13 protein-coding genes are annotated in these 15,400 nt (G+C 42.6%); all 13 read right to left on the bottom strand.

The window, feature by feature from the left end; translation table 11 throughout:
• Positions 1 to 29: 29 nt before the first annotated feature.
• A complete protein-coding gene (locus tag ACK28X_RS01755) occupies positions 30 to 587 on the bottom strand; it encodes an acetate uptake transporter (RefSeq protein WP_412057976.1) in 558 nt (185 codons plus the stop codon).
• Between the two features lie 137 nt (positions 588 to 724).
• Entirely contained in the window at positions 725 to 1,561 is an 837-nt protein-coding gene (locus tag ACK28X_RS01750; protein WP_412057975.1) for a methyltransferase domain-containing protein, read from the bottom strand.
• Positions 1,551 to 2,528, bottom strand: a complete 978-nt coding sequence (locus ACK28X_RS01745) for a bile acid:sodium symporter family protein (protein WP_412058263.1) — start codon at positions 2,526 to 2,528, stop codon at positions 1,551 to 1,553. The genes ACK28X_RS01750 and ACK28X_RS01745 overlap by 11 nt, the downstream gene beginning before the upstream one ends.
• Before the next feature lie 72 nt (positions 2,529 to 2,600).
• Entirely contained in the window at positions 2,601 to 3,575 is a 975-nt protein-coding gene (locus ACK28X_RS01740; RefSeq protein ID WP_412058262.1) for a bile acid:sodium symporter family protein, read from the bottom strand.
• A 146-nt stretch (positions 3,576 to 3,721) separates the two neighbouring features.
• Complete coding sequence (gene hflX, locus ACK28X_RS01735; protein WP_412058261.1) at positions 3,722 to 5,044, bottom strand: GTPase HflX; 1,323 nt, start codon at positions 5,042 to 5,044, stop codon at positions 3,722 to 3,724.
• 37 nt (positions 5,045 to 5,081) lie between these two features.
• Positions 5,082 to 5,321 carry an RNA chaperone Hfq gene (gene hfq, locus ACK28X_RS01730; RefSeq protein WP_412057974.1) on the bottom strand — a complete coding sequence of 80 codons (240 nt, stop codon included), beginning with the start codon at positions 5,319 to 5,321 and terminating at the stop codon, positions 5,082 to 5,084.
• A 99-nt stretch (positions 5,322 to 5,420) separates the two neighbouring features.
• Entirely contained in the window at positions 5,421 to 8,882 is a 3,462-nt protein-coding gene (gene mfd / locus ACK28X_RS01725) for a transcription-repair coupling factor (protein ID WP_412057973.1), read from the bottom strand.
• Between the two features lie 71 nt (positions 8,883 to 8,953).
• Complete coding sequence (locus ACK28X_RS01720) at positions 8,954 to 9,241, bottom strand: succinate dehydrogenase assembly factor 2 (protein ID WP_412057972.1); 288 nt, start codon at positions 9,239 to 9,241, stop codon at positions 8,954 to 8,956.
• A 99-nt stretch (positions 9,242 to 9,340) separates the two neighbouring features.
• Positions 9,341 to 10,021 carry an ABC transporter ATP-binding protein gene (locus ACK28X_RS01715; RefSeq protein WP_412058260.1) on the bottom strand — a complete coding sequence of 227 codons (681 nt, stop codon included), beginning with the start codon at positions 10,019 to 10,021 and terminating at the stop codon, positions 9,341 to 9,343.
• Complete coding sequence (locus ACK28X_RS01710; RefSeq protein ID WP_412057971.1) at positions 10,021 to 11,295, bottom strand: lipoprotein-releasing ABC transporter permease subunit; 1,275 nt, start codon at positions 11,293 to 11,295, stop codon at positions 10,021 to 10,023. The genes ACK28X_RS01715 and ACK28X_RS01710 overlap by 1 nt, the downstream gene beginning before the upstream one ends.
• Positions 11,296 to 11,305: 10 nt before the next feature.
• Complete coding sequence (gene proS, locus ACK28X_RS01705) at positions 11,306 to 12,634, bottom strand: proline--tRNA ligase (RefSeq protein WP_412057970.1); 1,329 nt, start codon at positions 12,632 to 12,634, stop codon at positions 11,306 to 11,308.
• A 416-nt stretch (positions 12,635 to 13,050) separates the two neighbouring features.
• Positions 13,051 to 13,248 carry a YbdD/YjiX family protein gene (locus ACK28X_RS01700; RefSeq protein ID WP_412057969.1) on the bottom strand — a complete coding sequence of 66 codons (198 nt, stop codon included), beginning with the start codon at positions 13,246 to 13,248 and terminating at the stop codon, positions 13,051 to 13,053.
• Positions 13,249 to 13,318: 70 nt separating this feature from the next.
• Positions 13,319 to 15,355 (bottom strand): carbon starvation CstA family protein, encoded by a 2,037-nt coding sequence (locus tag ACK28X_RS01695; protein WP_412057968.1) that lies wholly within the window; start codon positions 15,353 to 15,355, stop codon positions 13,319 to 13,321.
• Positions 15,356 to 15,400: the final 45 nt, after the last annotated feature.

Here is a 15,400-nt window from a genome sequence, read left to right as displayed (position 1 = left end):
GATAAATATCCTAGCGCAAATAGCAGGAATTATATGGGCCAGACGGTGCGTCCGTGTTGCTCATTTACTAATTCGGCCATGCCTGTATAAAGAGCGCTAGCCCCGCAAAAAAGTCCTACATAGCCAGCAATTGGAATAAAAGATGCGTTTACAGTTAACCCCAAAACCAGGAATAAAAACAAAAGATCTAGGGAAACAAAGACCACTTTCAGCATGAAAGGAGCCCCTTTTAAAGCGCATGTCATGCAAAAAGCAAAAATACCCCACATGCCTAAGTAAACAGCGAGAAAGTCTCCTGAAGCTGCTTGAACCCCACCAATAGTTGGTAAAAGCCAAATAGCCACAAGGCCGATCCAAAAGAAACCAAAAGACGTAAAGGCTGTAGCAGGAAAGGTTTTTCCTTGTCGAAAAGCCATGATTCCAGCAATAACCTGAGCAATCCCCCCATAAAAAATTCCCATCGATATAATTACCGTTGAAAGAGGGAAAAAACCTGAGTTATGAACGTTGAGCAAAACCGTAGTTAAACCAAAGGCCGACAGGCCTAAAGGGCCAGGGTTGGCAAATTTTTGAGTGGTGTTTTGCATAGTATCCTCCTAGATATTCATTTTTACTTTTTTTCATTATGACATATTTTTTATTAAAAGGAATAGTAATTTACCGCTTCTAGTCAATTATAGTTACAACACATCAAAGTTGCATAAGATATATTATGGAACTTTTTCTAGTTCAGATTTTTTTGTGAGATAAAGAGCTGCCCAAGGACTGCTCCTCCTTCTTCTAGTCGAATTGTGGTATTTTCTACACGCAAACAACGCAATTTATGCTTTTCAAGGCATTCTCTAATATAGGCCTCACTATGCGCAAAGCGTTGCTGAGGGCCTACCTTATAGGTAGGATGAGCAAAATGCGCGTCAGGACCTATTTCCGAAGAAAAACCAAAAAAACCATCGGGTGCTAAACGCTGAACGATGAGATTAAAAAACTTGTCTAATGCACCCATATAAGGCAAAACATCGGTAGACAAAATCAGATCCCATGTATCATGATTTTTTTCTAAAAATTGACAGGCTTCTCCTACAAAAACTTGATCATAATCGCCCTTTTCATAGGCAATCTCCACCATATTTTCAGCCATATCAACACCCGTTTTATGAAGCGCCAAATCGTCAAAAGCAGCAGCAGCAAGCCCTGTACCACAACCAAGATCCAAAAGACGGGAAAAGCAAAAACCCTCTTTTTTTTCTGATTTATTAGCCAGAAGATCCAAGATAGCTTTGCGTAGTTTTTCAGGAACCGCATAATCCAGCTGATCGACGAGGATATAATCGAACATTTCTGCATGTTGGTTAAAAAGTGTTGTAACATAAGCGAGGGAGGCCCCTTCTGGGGTATCCCCCTTCCCCATCGCGGCCAATCGGATGACCAAACCGCCATGATCTTCTGGATCAATTAAAAGTGCTTCACGGTAGATTTGTGCGGCGCGCTCAAAATTGCCAGCCTTTTCATAACTTAGGCCAAGCATATAAAGTCTTTCGAGGGACTTTTCCTCATCTTGCATGTGGTGTACCTTTATTAGATAAAGCACGAGCAATGATGCTACACGCTATAAGTTGGATTTGGTGAAACAGCATCAATGGTAGGATAATGGTACCAATTGAACCCGGCATACTCGCAAATAAAGCATTAGCCATAGGCGCGCCAGCAGCAAGACTTTTTTTTGATCCACAAAAAGTTATAGTAATACGATCTGTTCGTCTAAAGTGCAAAAACTTTGCACCATACCAAGTAAATGTTAAGATAAAAGCAAGAAGACCAATGTCGATAAAGATAATCATGATAACTTCATGCCAGCTGATTTGTCGCCAGAGACCTTCATTCATTGCTTGGCAAAATGCTAGATAAACCACCATTATTATTGATATCCGATCAACTGCCGTCGTCCATGGCCTATGCTTTTGGATAAAGTTACCAATCCACCTTTGCATGACTTGCCCTAATAAAAAGGGCAAAAAAAGTTGAAAAAGGATAGATTCTATTGCAGCTACCGATAGAATGCTAACACCTTGAGGAGTATCAAAAAGGATAAAAGCCCACAAAGGTGTGATAACGAGTCCTAAAATATTAGAAAGCGAAGCCGATATGATAGCAGCTGGGATATTACCACCAGCAATAGCCGTGAAGGCGATTGACGATTGTATTGTGGAAGGAAGAATACAAAGATAGAGAAAACCCGTGTAAAGAGGAGATTCTTTTAAAACTGGCACCGCGAGTCCGATGCAGAAACCTATAAATGGAAATATAATAAAAGTTGTCGCAAAAACCATTATATGCAAACGCCAGTGTAACGTGCTGGATATTACAGCTTGCCGTGATAACTTAGCTCCGTGTAAGAAAAATAGCAATCCTACCATGAGTTTTGTTGCTACAGAAAACCATACTTCCAGCGCTCCAGAAATAGGTACTATACTTGCAATAGCAATAGCCAAGATAAGAAAGCATAAAAACTTATCGGGTAAAAATTTTATAATCATAGCTTAATGGCTAGCCCCTTCATAGCGCAAACCAAACTCATATCAAAGCTTTCGAAAAACATCGGCTTATTCTGCATCGGGTGGGATACCTTTAGATAGAGCGCGAGCAATAACGCTACATACCATGAGCTGTATTTGGTAAAAAAACATCACTGGTATAATAATTGTACCGATGGTATCTATGCCAGAAAACAAAATGTTTGCCATAGATACGCCACCGCCAAGGCTTTTTTTTGAACCGCAAAAAGTAATGGCAATACGATCTGATCGGTTAAAACGCAAAAGCTTTGCGCCCCACCAATTCAGTGTTACGATAAGAGCAAGAAGACCAATGTCCACAAAAATAACTATGCTAAGGTCATGCCAGCTGATCTGCCGCCAGAGACCTCCATTCATTGCTTGGCAAAATGATAGATAAACCACCATTATTATTGCGATAAGGTTAATAGAGGCTGTCCAAGATTGGTGCTTTTTGATAAAGCCACCGACGCGCCTTTGCATAATTTGACCTATCAAAAAGGGTAAAAAAAGCTGAAAAAATATAGACTTTATCGTCCCTGTCGACAAAAAAGTAGAACCTTGAGCGGTATTGAAAAGGATAAAAACCCACAAAGGTGTGATAACAAGCCCTAAAAGATTGGAGATAGAAGCAGATACAATAGCAGCAGGAACGTTACCACCTGCAATTGAGGTAAAGGCGCTTGATGATTGTATGGTTGAAGGCAGGACACAAAGATAGAGAATGCCCATATAAAATGGAGACTCTTTTAAATTTGGTATTGCCAGTCCGATAAAAATACCGAAAAGCGGGAATATAATAAAGGTCACTATAAAAACTACTGTATGTAAGCGCCAATGCAACATGCCGGCTACTACGGCTTGTCTTGGCAACTTTGCTCCCTGAAAAAAAAACAATAATGCTATCATAAGTTTTGTTGCTAAAGAAAACCATACTTCCAGCGCTCCAGAAATAGGAGCAATACTTGCAGCAATAACAGCGAGAATAAGAAAGCACAAAAGCTTATCTGGCAAAAATTTTATAATCATAAATGAACCTTATGCTAAAAATTTACTTCTAAACAAGATAGCGCTGATAATTATGGTGTAATACGGGCTCCAAACCAGATGCTGGCTTTGACCGCTAGGTGAATGACACCAACAAAAGTCGTTAATCAACTTACTTTTTCCTATATTTTTTGGTTGTACAAATATTGGAATTGGTCTTTTCCAACTTTTGTTATTTCTACACACAAATATATATTCCCTTCCTCGTCGTTTTTCTGTGATAGAATTGCGCTATTTTTATAAAGCCAATTTAAAAGAGGCATCTCATGAGGCGTTAACTTTATTTTTAGGGTAGATATTTTCCCAGAGAGGCGCTCTTCTATCGCCTGCAATAAAGGCTTAAGATCTGTATCTTTTGTAGCCGACATAAGCGTTGGCGATGGCGTTATCAGCGCAGCAGAGCGCTCTAACATAGCGAGGGTTTCCTGATCTAAGAGATCGACCTTATTCCACACTTCAATCAGGCGAGTCGGGTCGTCAACCGTGATGCCCAATCGTGATAAAATAGCTGTAACATCTTGAGCATGAGCCACGTGATCAGAGTCAGCCATATCGCGGACATGAATAATCAGATCAGCTTCAACGACTTCTTCAAGAGTGGCACGAAAAGCAGCAATTAAATGGGTGGGAAGATTTGAAATAAACCCCACTGTATCGGATAAGATGACCGTTTGTCCATGAGGAAGAATGATTTTGCGTAATGTTGGGTCAAGAGTAGCAAAAAGCATATCTTTGGCCAAAACTGATGCTCCGCTTAACGCGTTAAATAAAGTTGATTTACCTGCATTGGTATAGCCTACGAGAGCTACAACCGGATGGGGAACTTTTTTGCGCTTGGCGCGGTGGAGGTAACGAGTTTTAACAACTGTTTTTAATTCGCGCTTTATACGCAAGATTTTTTCTTCTAAAATACGCCGGTCGGCTTCAATTTGTGTCTCTCCTGGACCCCCTAAAAAACTGCCCCCGCTACGCTGTCGTTCAAGGTGGGTCCAACTACGGACAAGCCGCCCTTTCTGATACGTGAGATGAGCCAATTCAACCTGTAAAACACCTTCTTTTGTTCGCGCCCGCTCTCCAAAAATTTCTAAAATCAAAGCCGTACGATCAATTACCTTTACCCCCCACGCCTTTTCAAGGTTTCGCTGCTGCACAGGAGTAAGAGAAGAATCAATAATCGCAAGATCGGCATATTGATCTTTAATCACCAAATCCAACCCCTCCACCTTACCTTTACCTAGAAGCGTAGCAGGACGCGGCTCAGAAACAAAAACAATCTCTGAATAAACAACTTCCAAATGAATAGCTCTAGCGAGCCCAAGCGCTTCTTCTAAACGCGCCTCATCGTTACGCGGAACAAAATTTTCTGCTCCTTCTCGTTTTGATAAGCGTTCAGAAAAAGTGGGGATAATAAGAATCGTTTTCGAGGTTATGATTTTTCTCTGTATGGGCTAATGGGGAATGGAAAGGATGTAATAACTAAGTCTATTCAGCTTCTTCTCCGGTTAGTTTCGGTAGAGGCTGACTAGGCATAATGGTGGATATTGCATGCTTATAAACTAATTGAGAATGGCCATCGCGTCTTAAAAGAACGCAAAAATTGTCAAAGGATGTAACAACCCCCGTCAATTTGACACCATTAACAAGAAAAATAGTTAAAGGACTTCTTTGTTTACGGACGGCATTCAAAAAGAGATCCTGGATAGGTGGGATGCGTTCTGCCATTGCTTTACCTTTATCTAATATGAAGCGCATAGGTAGCTTTACATATCAAGTAAGTGCTTTGTCAACGTATCTTAAGACTGTTGTCTATGAAATTATGTCTTATAAAGCGGCGCTGTCAGCCAATTTAGCTAAATTAGTCATCAAGGCAGCGGCGCCATTCAAACGCTGCTCAGGTTCTGGCCAATCGCGTATAAAAGCAATGCTTTGATCTGGACGGATCTTAGCCATTGACCCCTGCTCGGCAAGCCAGTGCAAAAGACCAGTGCTATTAGCAAATTTATTGTCGCGAAATTGAATGACCACAGCTTTAGGTCCTGCGTCTAGCTTTTCTACATTAGATTTTTTGCATAGTGCTTTGATATAAATAACTTTTAACAGGTTTTTTATCTCAGATGGTAATGGGCCAAAGCGATCAACTAGCTCAGCTCCAAAGGCGTCAATCTCAGAAAAAGTCTCAAGTGTACTTAAACGACGGTAAAGCCCCATACGCAAAGGTAAATCTGGTATATAAGTTTCAGGGATCATTACCACACTCGCTACCGAAATTTGCGGCGACCAATGGCCATCATCAGCTTCAAGCATACCCCGGCGTTCAGCTACAGCCTCCTCAAGCATTTGCTGATAAAGAGAAAAACCTACTTCCTTAATATGACCTGACTGTTCTTCACCTAAAAAATTACCTGCTCCTCTTATATCCATATCATGGCTAGCTAATTGAAAACCAGCGCCAAGCGTATCAAGCGATTGCATAACTTTCAAACGCCGATCAGCAACTCGATTTAAGATTCTATTTGCTGGTAGAGTAAAAAGGGCATAAGCCCGCTGTTTAGAACGACCCACGCGGCCACGCAGCTGGTAAAGTGCCGCTAAACCAAACATATCAGCACGATGAATGATCATTGTATTAGCGGTAGGTATATCAAGACCCGATTCGACAATAGTGGTCGATAATAAAACATCATATTTGCCTTCATAAAAAGCATTCATGATATCATCAAGTTGGGTAGGGAGCATTTTCCCATGAGCGGTAGCAACCTTTAACTCTGGCACTTCAGTAGCAAGAAATTCGCCAATTTCACTCAAGTCAGAAATACGTGGGCATACATAGAAGCTTTGTCCACCGCGGTAATGTTCGCGCAAAAGAGTTTCTCGCACAACTAGCGGATCAAAAGGCGCAATAAAAGTACGCACCGCCATGCGATCAACAGGTGGGGTCGTTATAAGCGACAATTCACGCACCCCTGTCAGTGCTAATTGTAAAGTTCGCGGGATAGGCGTTGCAGAAAGTGTCAGCACATGGACATCACTTTTTAATTCTTTGAGCCGCTCTTTATGTTTAACGCCAAAATGCTGTTCTTCATCAATGATCAACAAACCCAGTCGAGCGAACTGAACGGAATTTGTTAGTAAAGCATGCGTGCCAATCACAATATCAAGCGTTCCATCCGCCACCCCTTCTTTAGTGGCATTAAGCGTAGCTGCATTTACAAGGCGTGAAGCTTGTCCTATTTTAACGGGTAAGCCTTGGAAACGAGCACTAAAAGTTTTATAATGTTGACGGGCTAACAGAGTAGTGGGAACAACCACTGCGACTTGGTAACCAGAAAAAGCGGCCACAAAAGCGGCTCTTATTGCCACCTCAGTCTTACCAAACCCTACATCGCCACAAATCAAACGATCCATAGGCTTACCGGCAGCAAGGTCTTCAAGTACGCTATCAATTGCTCTTAACTGATCCTCGGTTTCTTCATAAGGAAAGCGAGCAATAAATTCATCATAAGACCCCGCTGGCGGGATTAACCTAGGGGCGGTAAGCATAGCACGTTCAGCGGCGATATGGATCAATTGACCAGCAATTTCAAGAAGGCGCTTTTTAAGCTTAGCTTTTCTCGCTTGCCAAGCCACACCCCCCAGTTTATCCAATGCAACGCCCGCGCCTTCCGCTCCATAACGCGAGAGAAGCTCGATATTTTCTACCGGCAGAAACAAACGGTCATCGCCGGCATAGTGGAGCTCAAGGCAATCGCGCACAATCCCTACTGCGGAAATGGTTTTTAGCCCCACAAAGCGGCCAATACCATGATTAATATGCACAACGATATCACCTGCATTCAGGCTATTAATTTCAGAAATAAAATCCGCATCTCTTTTGCGCTGTTTAGACCTTCGAATCAGACGATCGCCTAAAATATCCTGCTCAGCGATAATGCTCAGGTCGCTGGTTTCAAATCCATGTTCAATATTAAGCACTGCAGCAGATATTCGATCGCGTGGGGTAGCTTTGACCGTTTGCAAATTTTTCGCAAGGCTAAATTTTTTCAGTCCATGATCTTCAAGAACTTGTAGTAGGCGCTCCAAGGATCCTTCACTCCAGCCCGCCAGAAGAAGCTTTTTCCCTTTTGCACGCAATTGATCCAGATAATCCACCACGCTTGAAAAGACGTTTGTATCTTCCATTTGCCGTTCGATAGAAAAATTTCGTGTTTTCGTGATACCAGTTGCAACAATAAGTTGGCCTTCACGTTCAGGCGCGGTAAAAGGAGTGAAATCTATCCATACAGGCGCTTTATAAGATTCTTCCAAGATAATATCTGGTTTAAAATAAAGACAGTCAGGAGGTAAAGGATGGTAGGTTCCGACACTGGTCTTTAAGTTTTTTTGCTCGCTTCGTGCATCATAATAATCAACGATTAATTTATATCGTTCATTTAAAGATTCTACTACTAAGTGCTCAAAAACTATATTCGCGGGGCCAGTGTGATCAAAAAAACTAGCCATATCTTCATAAAAACACGGCAACCAGTGTTCCAGTCCTGCAAATCGCCGCCCTTCAGAAATGGCTTCGTATAACGTATCTTCGCTCTTAGCTGCACCAAAGTTTTTGATATATTGTCGACGAAATTGACTGATATGCGCGGGTGTTAAGGTCACCTCGCTCATAGGTTGAAGCACTAAATTCTCTCGCTGACCTAAAGTTCTCTGGCTTACAGGATCAAAATCGCGGATACTTTCCAAGTTATTCCCGAAAAAATCAAGCCGCAAGGGCGTTTTGTCACCAGGGATAAAAAGATCAATAAGGCCGCCGCGTATCGCAAACTCTCCCACATCGCGAACCGTAGCAACACGCTCAAAACCATTACGTTCTAAATAATGCGCTACGGCTTCCATTTTAAGAGGATGTCCGACTTTAGCGGCAATGATCTCCTCTGATATGGCCGATAGAGGCGGCATTTTTTGAATTAGAGCGTTAGCAGTAGTGAGAATAAGCGCCCCGTGGGGCGCTTTACGTAAATGCGATAAGGCAGCAAAGGTGGCCATTCTCTGGGCTGATATCGCCGGGCTAGGGGATACACGATCATAGGGCAAGCAATCCCATGCGGGAAATTGTAATAAAGGCAACTGAGGAGCGACAAAACTCAAAACTTGTTGTAAATCGCTAATCTTTTGGCCATCGCGCATTACATAAATAAGTGGTTTATCAGAGGCGATCTCGGCTTGTAATTTTGCTAAAGCAAAACCTTCAAATCCATCCACCACCCCACTCAAAGTAAAACGTTTCATCTCTCCTTTAGAAGAGGGCAGCATTTTTTTAAATAAAAACAGGGGATCAGGCGCGCGTAACATAGGTGTGCTTATAAATAGGAAGGCTGATGGGTTGCAAGCAAAGCGTGGAAAATCGGCGTATTAATATCGTGTGGCGGCGTATCCTCTCCCATAAGCCATGCTAAAAGATCACGATCTTCAAACGACATAATATATTCAAGTTCATCCAATTCTGTCACATTTAGCATTTGAATATGGGTATCAACATATCGTCCAAGGATAAGATCCATTTCACGTATACCACGGTGCCAAGCCCGAAAGATAAGGCGACGACGGCGTGTATCTAAAGATGCTGTATCTATAAGAGATTCTGTCATACTCTTTCCTATCCGTGCGCAAGGCCTTGGACAAAGCCTCCCTTTAGGCAAGATTTATAGAGCGGCGCCCTCATAATTTCAATCAGAATTAGAGCATACTTAGCGAAGTTCGATAATTTTGCCGCCGTCCAATGTAATACGCCGATCCATCCGCTTAGCTAAGCTGTGATTATGGGTGGCAATTAAAGCGGCGAGACCCGCTTGTTTAACCAAAGCTGATAGAGCCTCAAATACATAGGTAGACGTTGTAGGGTCAAGATTGCCCGTAGGTTCATCCGCAAGTAGCACCGAAGGTGCATTGGCAACTGCACGGGCAATTGCCACGCGCTGTTGCTCTCCACCTGACATTTCCGCGGGGCGGTGTAGAGCCCGATGTGCTATACGCAAATAGGTAAGTAATTTAAAAGCCCGCTCTTTTGCTATTACTTTTTTGAGCCCTGCAATCATTTGTGGCATCATGACATTTTCAAGCGCACTGAATTCTGGCAAAAGGTGATGAAATTGGTAAACAAAGCCAATGTCCTTGCAACGAATAGCGGTGCGCTCATTATCAGAGCGAGAGGCACAAGAAACACCATGTAAGAATACATCGCCACTGGTGGGCCGTTCTAAGAGGCCAGCAATATGTAAAAGCGTTGATTTCCCTGCTCCTGAGGGCGCGATTAGAGCCACCATTTCACCGCGGTGCAGGGTGAAATTGGTTTGATCAAGCACAATAAGCTCTGTACCACTGTCCCAAAATCTTTTTCCAATATCGGCAAGGCGCAATACTTCTTGCATCATTCATACCTCAGCGCTTGAACAGGGTCGAGCTTAGCCGCCCTCCAAGCAGGAATAAGCGTAGCAAGGAATGAAAGGGAAAGTGCCATCAAAACCACCATCAAAGTTTGATTCCAATCAAGCTCGGCAGGTAGTTTCGAGAGAAGATAAAGCTGTGGATTGAATACATCAACACCAAACAACCACGAAAAGAATTTTTGGATATGTTCAATATTTAAACAAGTTATAATACCAAGGATAAGGCCAAAGCCAGTGCCAATCAATCCTATCACCATTCCCGACATCATAAAAATTCGCATAATGGCCCACCGCTTTGCACCCATAGTACGCAAAATTGCAATATCATGAGTCTTATCTTTAACAAGCATAATCAACCCCGAAATAATATTGAGGGCCGCTACGAGAATAATTAGAGATAAGATTAAAAACATAACATTGCGTTCAATTTCTAGCGCTGAGAAAAAAGCTTGGTTGCGCATCCTCCAATCAATCATATAGACAGGCCTACCAATGATCTTTTCAAGCAGCGGTTTCATAACGTCTATCTCATCGGGGTTATTTAAAAATACTTCTAGCGATTGTACCTTTCCTCCTAAATTAAAAAAGGCTTGAGCCTCTTTTAACGGCATAAAAAGTAAAATAGAATCATATTCGGACATACCGATTGAGAAAATCGCCTTAACCTGATAGGCTTTGGCTCGTGGATTAACGCCAAAGGGGGTAACATCCCCTTCAGGCGCAATAATTCGCAAATAATCCCCTACTTCTAGGCCTAATTTTTGCGCTATACCAGCCCCGATAGCGATACCGGCTTGGGTGTCAAAGTCCACAAGACTACCAACTTTGATATTAGATGAAACGCTTGTAAGTTTTGTAAGATCCTCAAGCCGCATACCACGCACAAGAACCCCCGTCCCCACGCCCGTCTTGCCTTGTGCTAAGGCTTGACCCTCCACAACGGGGAGAACAAATTTTACCCCACTCACCTTATCAAGGTGCGGAATCAACGTTTTGTAATCACTGAAGTCCCCCTCGCCTGCTTGGATGATTAAATGGCCATTCACTCCGAGGATTCTATCTAATAATTCAGTACGAAATCCATTCATAACTGCCATAACTACGATAAGCGCAAAAACCCCTAGCATGATCCCTATGAGCGAAATAATAGAGACCACAGATGTAAACATTTGCTTACGATTGGGTACCATATAACGCAAGGCAATCATCCATTCATAAGATGCCCATTTTTTGCGCGGTAAAGAAGCCTGTCTCATCCTTTTTACTTTATGCTGTGGCGATAAATTGGTTTATCGCACTCTCAAGGTTTACCACTTGGATGGCACCAGTTTTGCGGTCTTTGATTTCCACTTCGCCGCGCACCGCGCCTTTAGGACCAATAATTATCTGAGTAGGCAAGCCAATGAGATCCATGGTAGCGAATTTCGATCCAGCTCGTTCACCTGTATCGTCAAGAAGCGGGGCAAAACCAGCGCGAGTTAAACGCTCATAAAGCGTCTCACTCATATTATCAGAAGACGCCTCACCTGGCTTAATATTAATAATGCCTACATCATAGGGAGCGATAGATCTTGGCCAAATAATTCCCGCATCATCATGAGAGGATTCAATTACCGCAGCAGCTAAACGTGAAGGACCGATTCCATAAGACCCCATAGAAACAGGATGCTCAATCCCATCAGGCCCCATAATGGTAGCGCCCATCGGCTCGGAATATTTAGTCCCAAAGTGAAAAATGTGCCCTACTTCAATACCGCGCGCTACCAATTGCTCCTGAGCTTTAACATTAGCCCATTCATCTTTATTGTGCATTTCTTCGGTGGCCGCATAGGGGGCTGTCCATTTTTTAACAATGCTTTCCATAAGAGCCGAATCTCCAAAATCCACATCACTTGCTGGCGTAGGAAGGCTAAGAAATTTTTTATCGCAAAAAACTTCACTTTCCCCCGTTGCGGCAAGAACAATAAATTCATGACTCAGCTTACCACCAATAGGGCCTGTGTCAGCACGCATAGGAATGGCTTTGATTCCACAGCGCGTAAATGTGCGCAAATAAGAAACAAAGACCCGATTATAGGCTTTTTTTGCTGCGTCAAAATCGAGATCAAAAGAATAGCCATCTTTCATGAGGAATTCACGTGAACGCATCATTCCAAAGCGGGGGCGAATTTCATCCCTAAATTTCCATTGTATATGATAGAGATTAAGTGGTAGATCTCTATAAGAGCGTACATGAGACCGAAAAATATCAGTGACCATTTCTTCATTCGTAGGACCATAGACGAGTTCACGCTCGTGACGATCTTTTAAGCGAAGCATTTCTTGCCCATAACTATCGTAGCGATTGCTTTCGCGCCATAAATCGGCTGATTGCAGAGTGGGCATTAGAATTTCATGTGCACCAGCACGGTTTTGCTCTTCCCGTATAATAGTACAAATTTTATCCAACACACGCTTACCAAGTGGAAGCCAAGAATAAATACCTGCACTTTGCTGGCGTATCATTCCCGCTCGCAGCATAAGGCGGTGTGAAACAATTTCTGCTTCTTTAGGATTTTCTTTTAAAATGGGAAGAAAATAACGGGAAAGACGCATTTATTTATCCTTATAGAGCCGAATCAAGATACTATCGTTATAAACACAAAGGCATCCCCCTTCAAGAAGAGAGGCGCCCAACCAAGGGCAGTGTATTGTCTAAATCAAACAGATCACGTGTTGCTTAAATCACACCATAGGCCCAGAAAATCAAAGCTACTTAGCTACCTATTCACGTATTAATCTAATAGGGATGCACTGCTATTAAAAGAAATTTATAATAGTGATGGACATTTTAAAATATTTTTATTAGTGACAAAAAAATAAATGGGCGTATTATTAGAGCAATTAACTATATATACGCGGAGTATGTGGGAGGATATGGTTGGAGCGCGTATATCGCTGCCGCCTCTTTGAGGAGAAACCACGCGTACACTTCAAAGCAAGGCGTCAGCCTTGCTTTTTTTTGTTTAAAATTAACAGCAACGCCCTCCTCCTTTACCGCCATAACGCGCATTCTGTCTTTCTTTAAAGAAAGTTTCATAATTCATAGGCTCTTGGTCGGGATGGGTTAAGCGCATGTGCTGAACATAGGTATCATAATCTGGTAGCCCCACCATTAATTTGGCTGCTTGTCCGAGATATTTTCCTAATCGACATACATATTTCCACATAAAATCTCCCTTTATATCTAAATATAAATTTGTGCGGAGGATGATGCCCCCCCCCGCTACATTTAATGGTTTATTCAGCAGAAACTAGGAAAGGCTTGTAAGGCGTTTCTTTTGTGCTAGGCTCGCTGTTTTTCAATGCCGTAAAGGCTGTTTTAATTGCAATTAACGTAAGTAAAACAACCACTAACATAAAGAAAATAGTCAAAAAGCCGTTAAGACGGTTGCCAAAAGCTATTTGAGCGTTTTGAGCGTTTTGAGCGGCAACAAAAAAACTGAGTTTTGCATCAAATACTTTTTGCCAGCCAGCTATTAAGGTGCAAAATAAAAGCCATGTGGCCGGCAAGATAGCTACCCAGGCATAGCGCTCTCGCTTCATTTTGAAGAGGACAACTGCGCACAAAAGAAGCGCCATAGCTGCTAGCATTTGGTTAGCTATCCCAAAGAGAGGCCAAAGCGAATAAATCCCTCCATTAGGATCAATTGCTCCCTGATAAACAAAATAACCCCAAAACAAAACCACCAAACCCGTAGCCAAAAAATTGGCAAAAAGATTGTCTGTTTTGTGTAAAGCAGGGTGAATCATACCCAATAAATCTTGCAACATGAAACGCGCTGAACGGGTACCAGCGTCCACCGCTGTGAGAATAAATAAAGCTTCAAATAAAATGGCAAAATGGTACCAAAAAGACATATTCAACCAGCCACCCAAAGCATGATGCAGGATGTGTGCCATACCTATCGCTAATGTAGGCGCGCCGCCTGATTTACCAATAATAGAATTTTCACCCACATCATGAGCGATAGAGTGCAGAATTTCTGGTGTAATGTGAAAGCCCCAACCATTTACCACCGTTGCCGCTGACTGTACTATATCGGCGGTTCCTGCTGGCGCTAAAACAGCCAAAGAAGAATTCATGGCAAAATAGACCCCAGGATTAATTACACAGGCAGCGATCAAAGCCATAACAGCTACAAATGATTCCATCAACATACCACCATAGCCTATAAAACAAGCTTCTCGTTCATTGCTCAACATTTTTGGCGTGGTGCCCGATGCAATGAGGCCATGAAAACCAGATACAGCCCCACAGGCAATGGTAATGAATAAAAAGGGAAAAAGGCCCCCACCCCAAACGGGACCAGTACCATTGATATATTCAGTCAAAGCCGGCATTTCCAAGCTGGGACGTAAGATTACAATGCCAATAGCAAGACCAATAATTGTACCTATTTTTAAAAAGGTTGATAAATAATCTCGAGGTGCCAACAACAACCATACAGGCAAGACAGCCGCAATAAAACCATAAACTACAATAAGGAATGTAAGTGTTGTGGCTTTAAAGTCAAACCAAGATGCATAAGCGCTCTCCTTAATCCAACTCCCGCTAGCGACAGCAAAAATTAACAAAGCAATTCCGACAACTGAAACTTCCCCAATACGCCCAGGGCGGATATAACGCAGATAGACGCCCATAAATACAGCTAAAGGTATGGTAAAAGCTACTGTATAAGTGCCCCAAGGGCTACCTGCTAAAGCCTTAACAACGACCATAGCCAAAACGCCTAGAATGATAATCATAATCATAAAACAGGCAATTAACGCTGCCACGCCGGCAATAGAACCCATTTCTTCGCGTACTAATTCCCCCAGCGAGCGCCCATCTCTACGGGTTGAAATGAATAAAATCATAAAGTCTTGCACCGCGCCGGCCAAAACACAACCAGCCAAAATCCACAACATACCAGGCAAATAACCCATTTGGGCCGCCAAAACAGGCCCAACTAAAGGGCCTGCTCCAGCAATAGCCGCAAAATGATGACCAAAGAGAATATTTTTATCGGTAGGCACGTAATCCAACCCATCGTTACGGCGATAAGCTGGCGTCATACGCGTCGGATCAGCCCCCAAAACTCTATTAGAGATAAAGAGCCCATAAAGTCGATAAGCGATTAAATAAACACAGATAGCTGCAATTAGAATCCATGCTGCGTTAACCGCTTCACCCCTATTGAGGGCAATGTAACCAAGGGAAAAAGCGCCTAAAATAGCGAGGATAGCAAGCAAGCTGTATTGGACTGCTGTTATAGGTTTCTGCGTTCTAGTCATAAAAATTGACTCCTCCATGCATATAGGGGCGACCCCTTTCACTCC

Origin of the sequence: Bartonella sp. DGB2 (assembly GCF_046843095.1) — a bacterium.
GTDB lineage: Bacteria > Pseudomonadota > Alphaproteobacteria > Rhizobiales > Rhizobiaceae > Bartonella.
This window is presented reverse-complemented; position numbering and strand designations above follow the sequence as displayed.

Bases quoted from the DNA above. Each gene is read 5' to 3' on its own strand.
- ACK28X_RS01710 (WP_412057971.1), bottom strand. From the start codon at position 11,295: ATGAGACAGGCTTCTTTACCGCGCAAAAAATGGGCATCTTATGAATGG.
- ACK28X_RS01715 (WP_412058260.1), bottom strand. From the start codon at position 10,021: ATGCAAGAAGTATTGCGCCTTGCCGATATTGGAAAAAGATTTTGGGAC.
- ACK28X_RS01695 (WP_412057968.1), bottom strand. From the start codon at position 15,355: ATGACTAGAACGCAGAAACCTATAACAGCAGTCCAATACAGCTTGCTT.
- ACK28X_RS01755 (WP_412057976.1), bottom strand. From the start codon at position 587: ATGCAAAACACCACTCAAAAATTTGCCAACCCTGGCCCTTTAGGCCTG.
- ACK28X_RS01720 (WP_412057972.1), bottom strand. From the start codon at position 9,241: ATGACAGAATCTCTTATAGATACAGCATCTTTAGATACACGCCGTCGT.
- hfq (WP_412057974.1), bottom strand. From the start codon at position 5,321: ATGGCAGAACGCATCCCACCTATCCAGGATCTCTTTTTGAATGCCGTC.
- ACK28X_RS01750 (WP_412057975.1), bottom strand. From the start codon at position 1,561: ATGCAAGATGAGGAAAAGTCCCTCGAAAGACTTTATATGCTTGGCCTA.
- mfd (WP_412057973.1), bottom strand. From the start codon at position 8,882: ATGAAACGTTTTACTTTGAGTGGGGTGGTGGATGGATTTGAAGGTTTT.
- ACK28X_RS01700 (WP_412057969.1), bottom strand. From the start codon at position 13,248: ATGTGGAAATATGTATGTCGATTAGGAAAATATCTCGGACAAGCAGCC.
- proS (WP_412057970.1), bottom strand. From the start codon at position 12,634: ATGCGTCTTTCCCGTTATTTTCTTCCCATTTTAAAAGAAAATCCTAAA.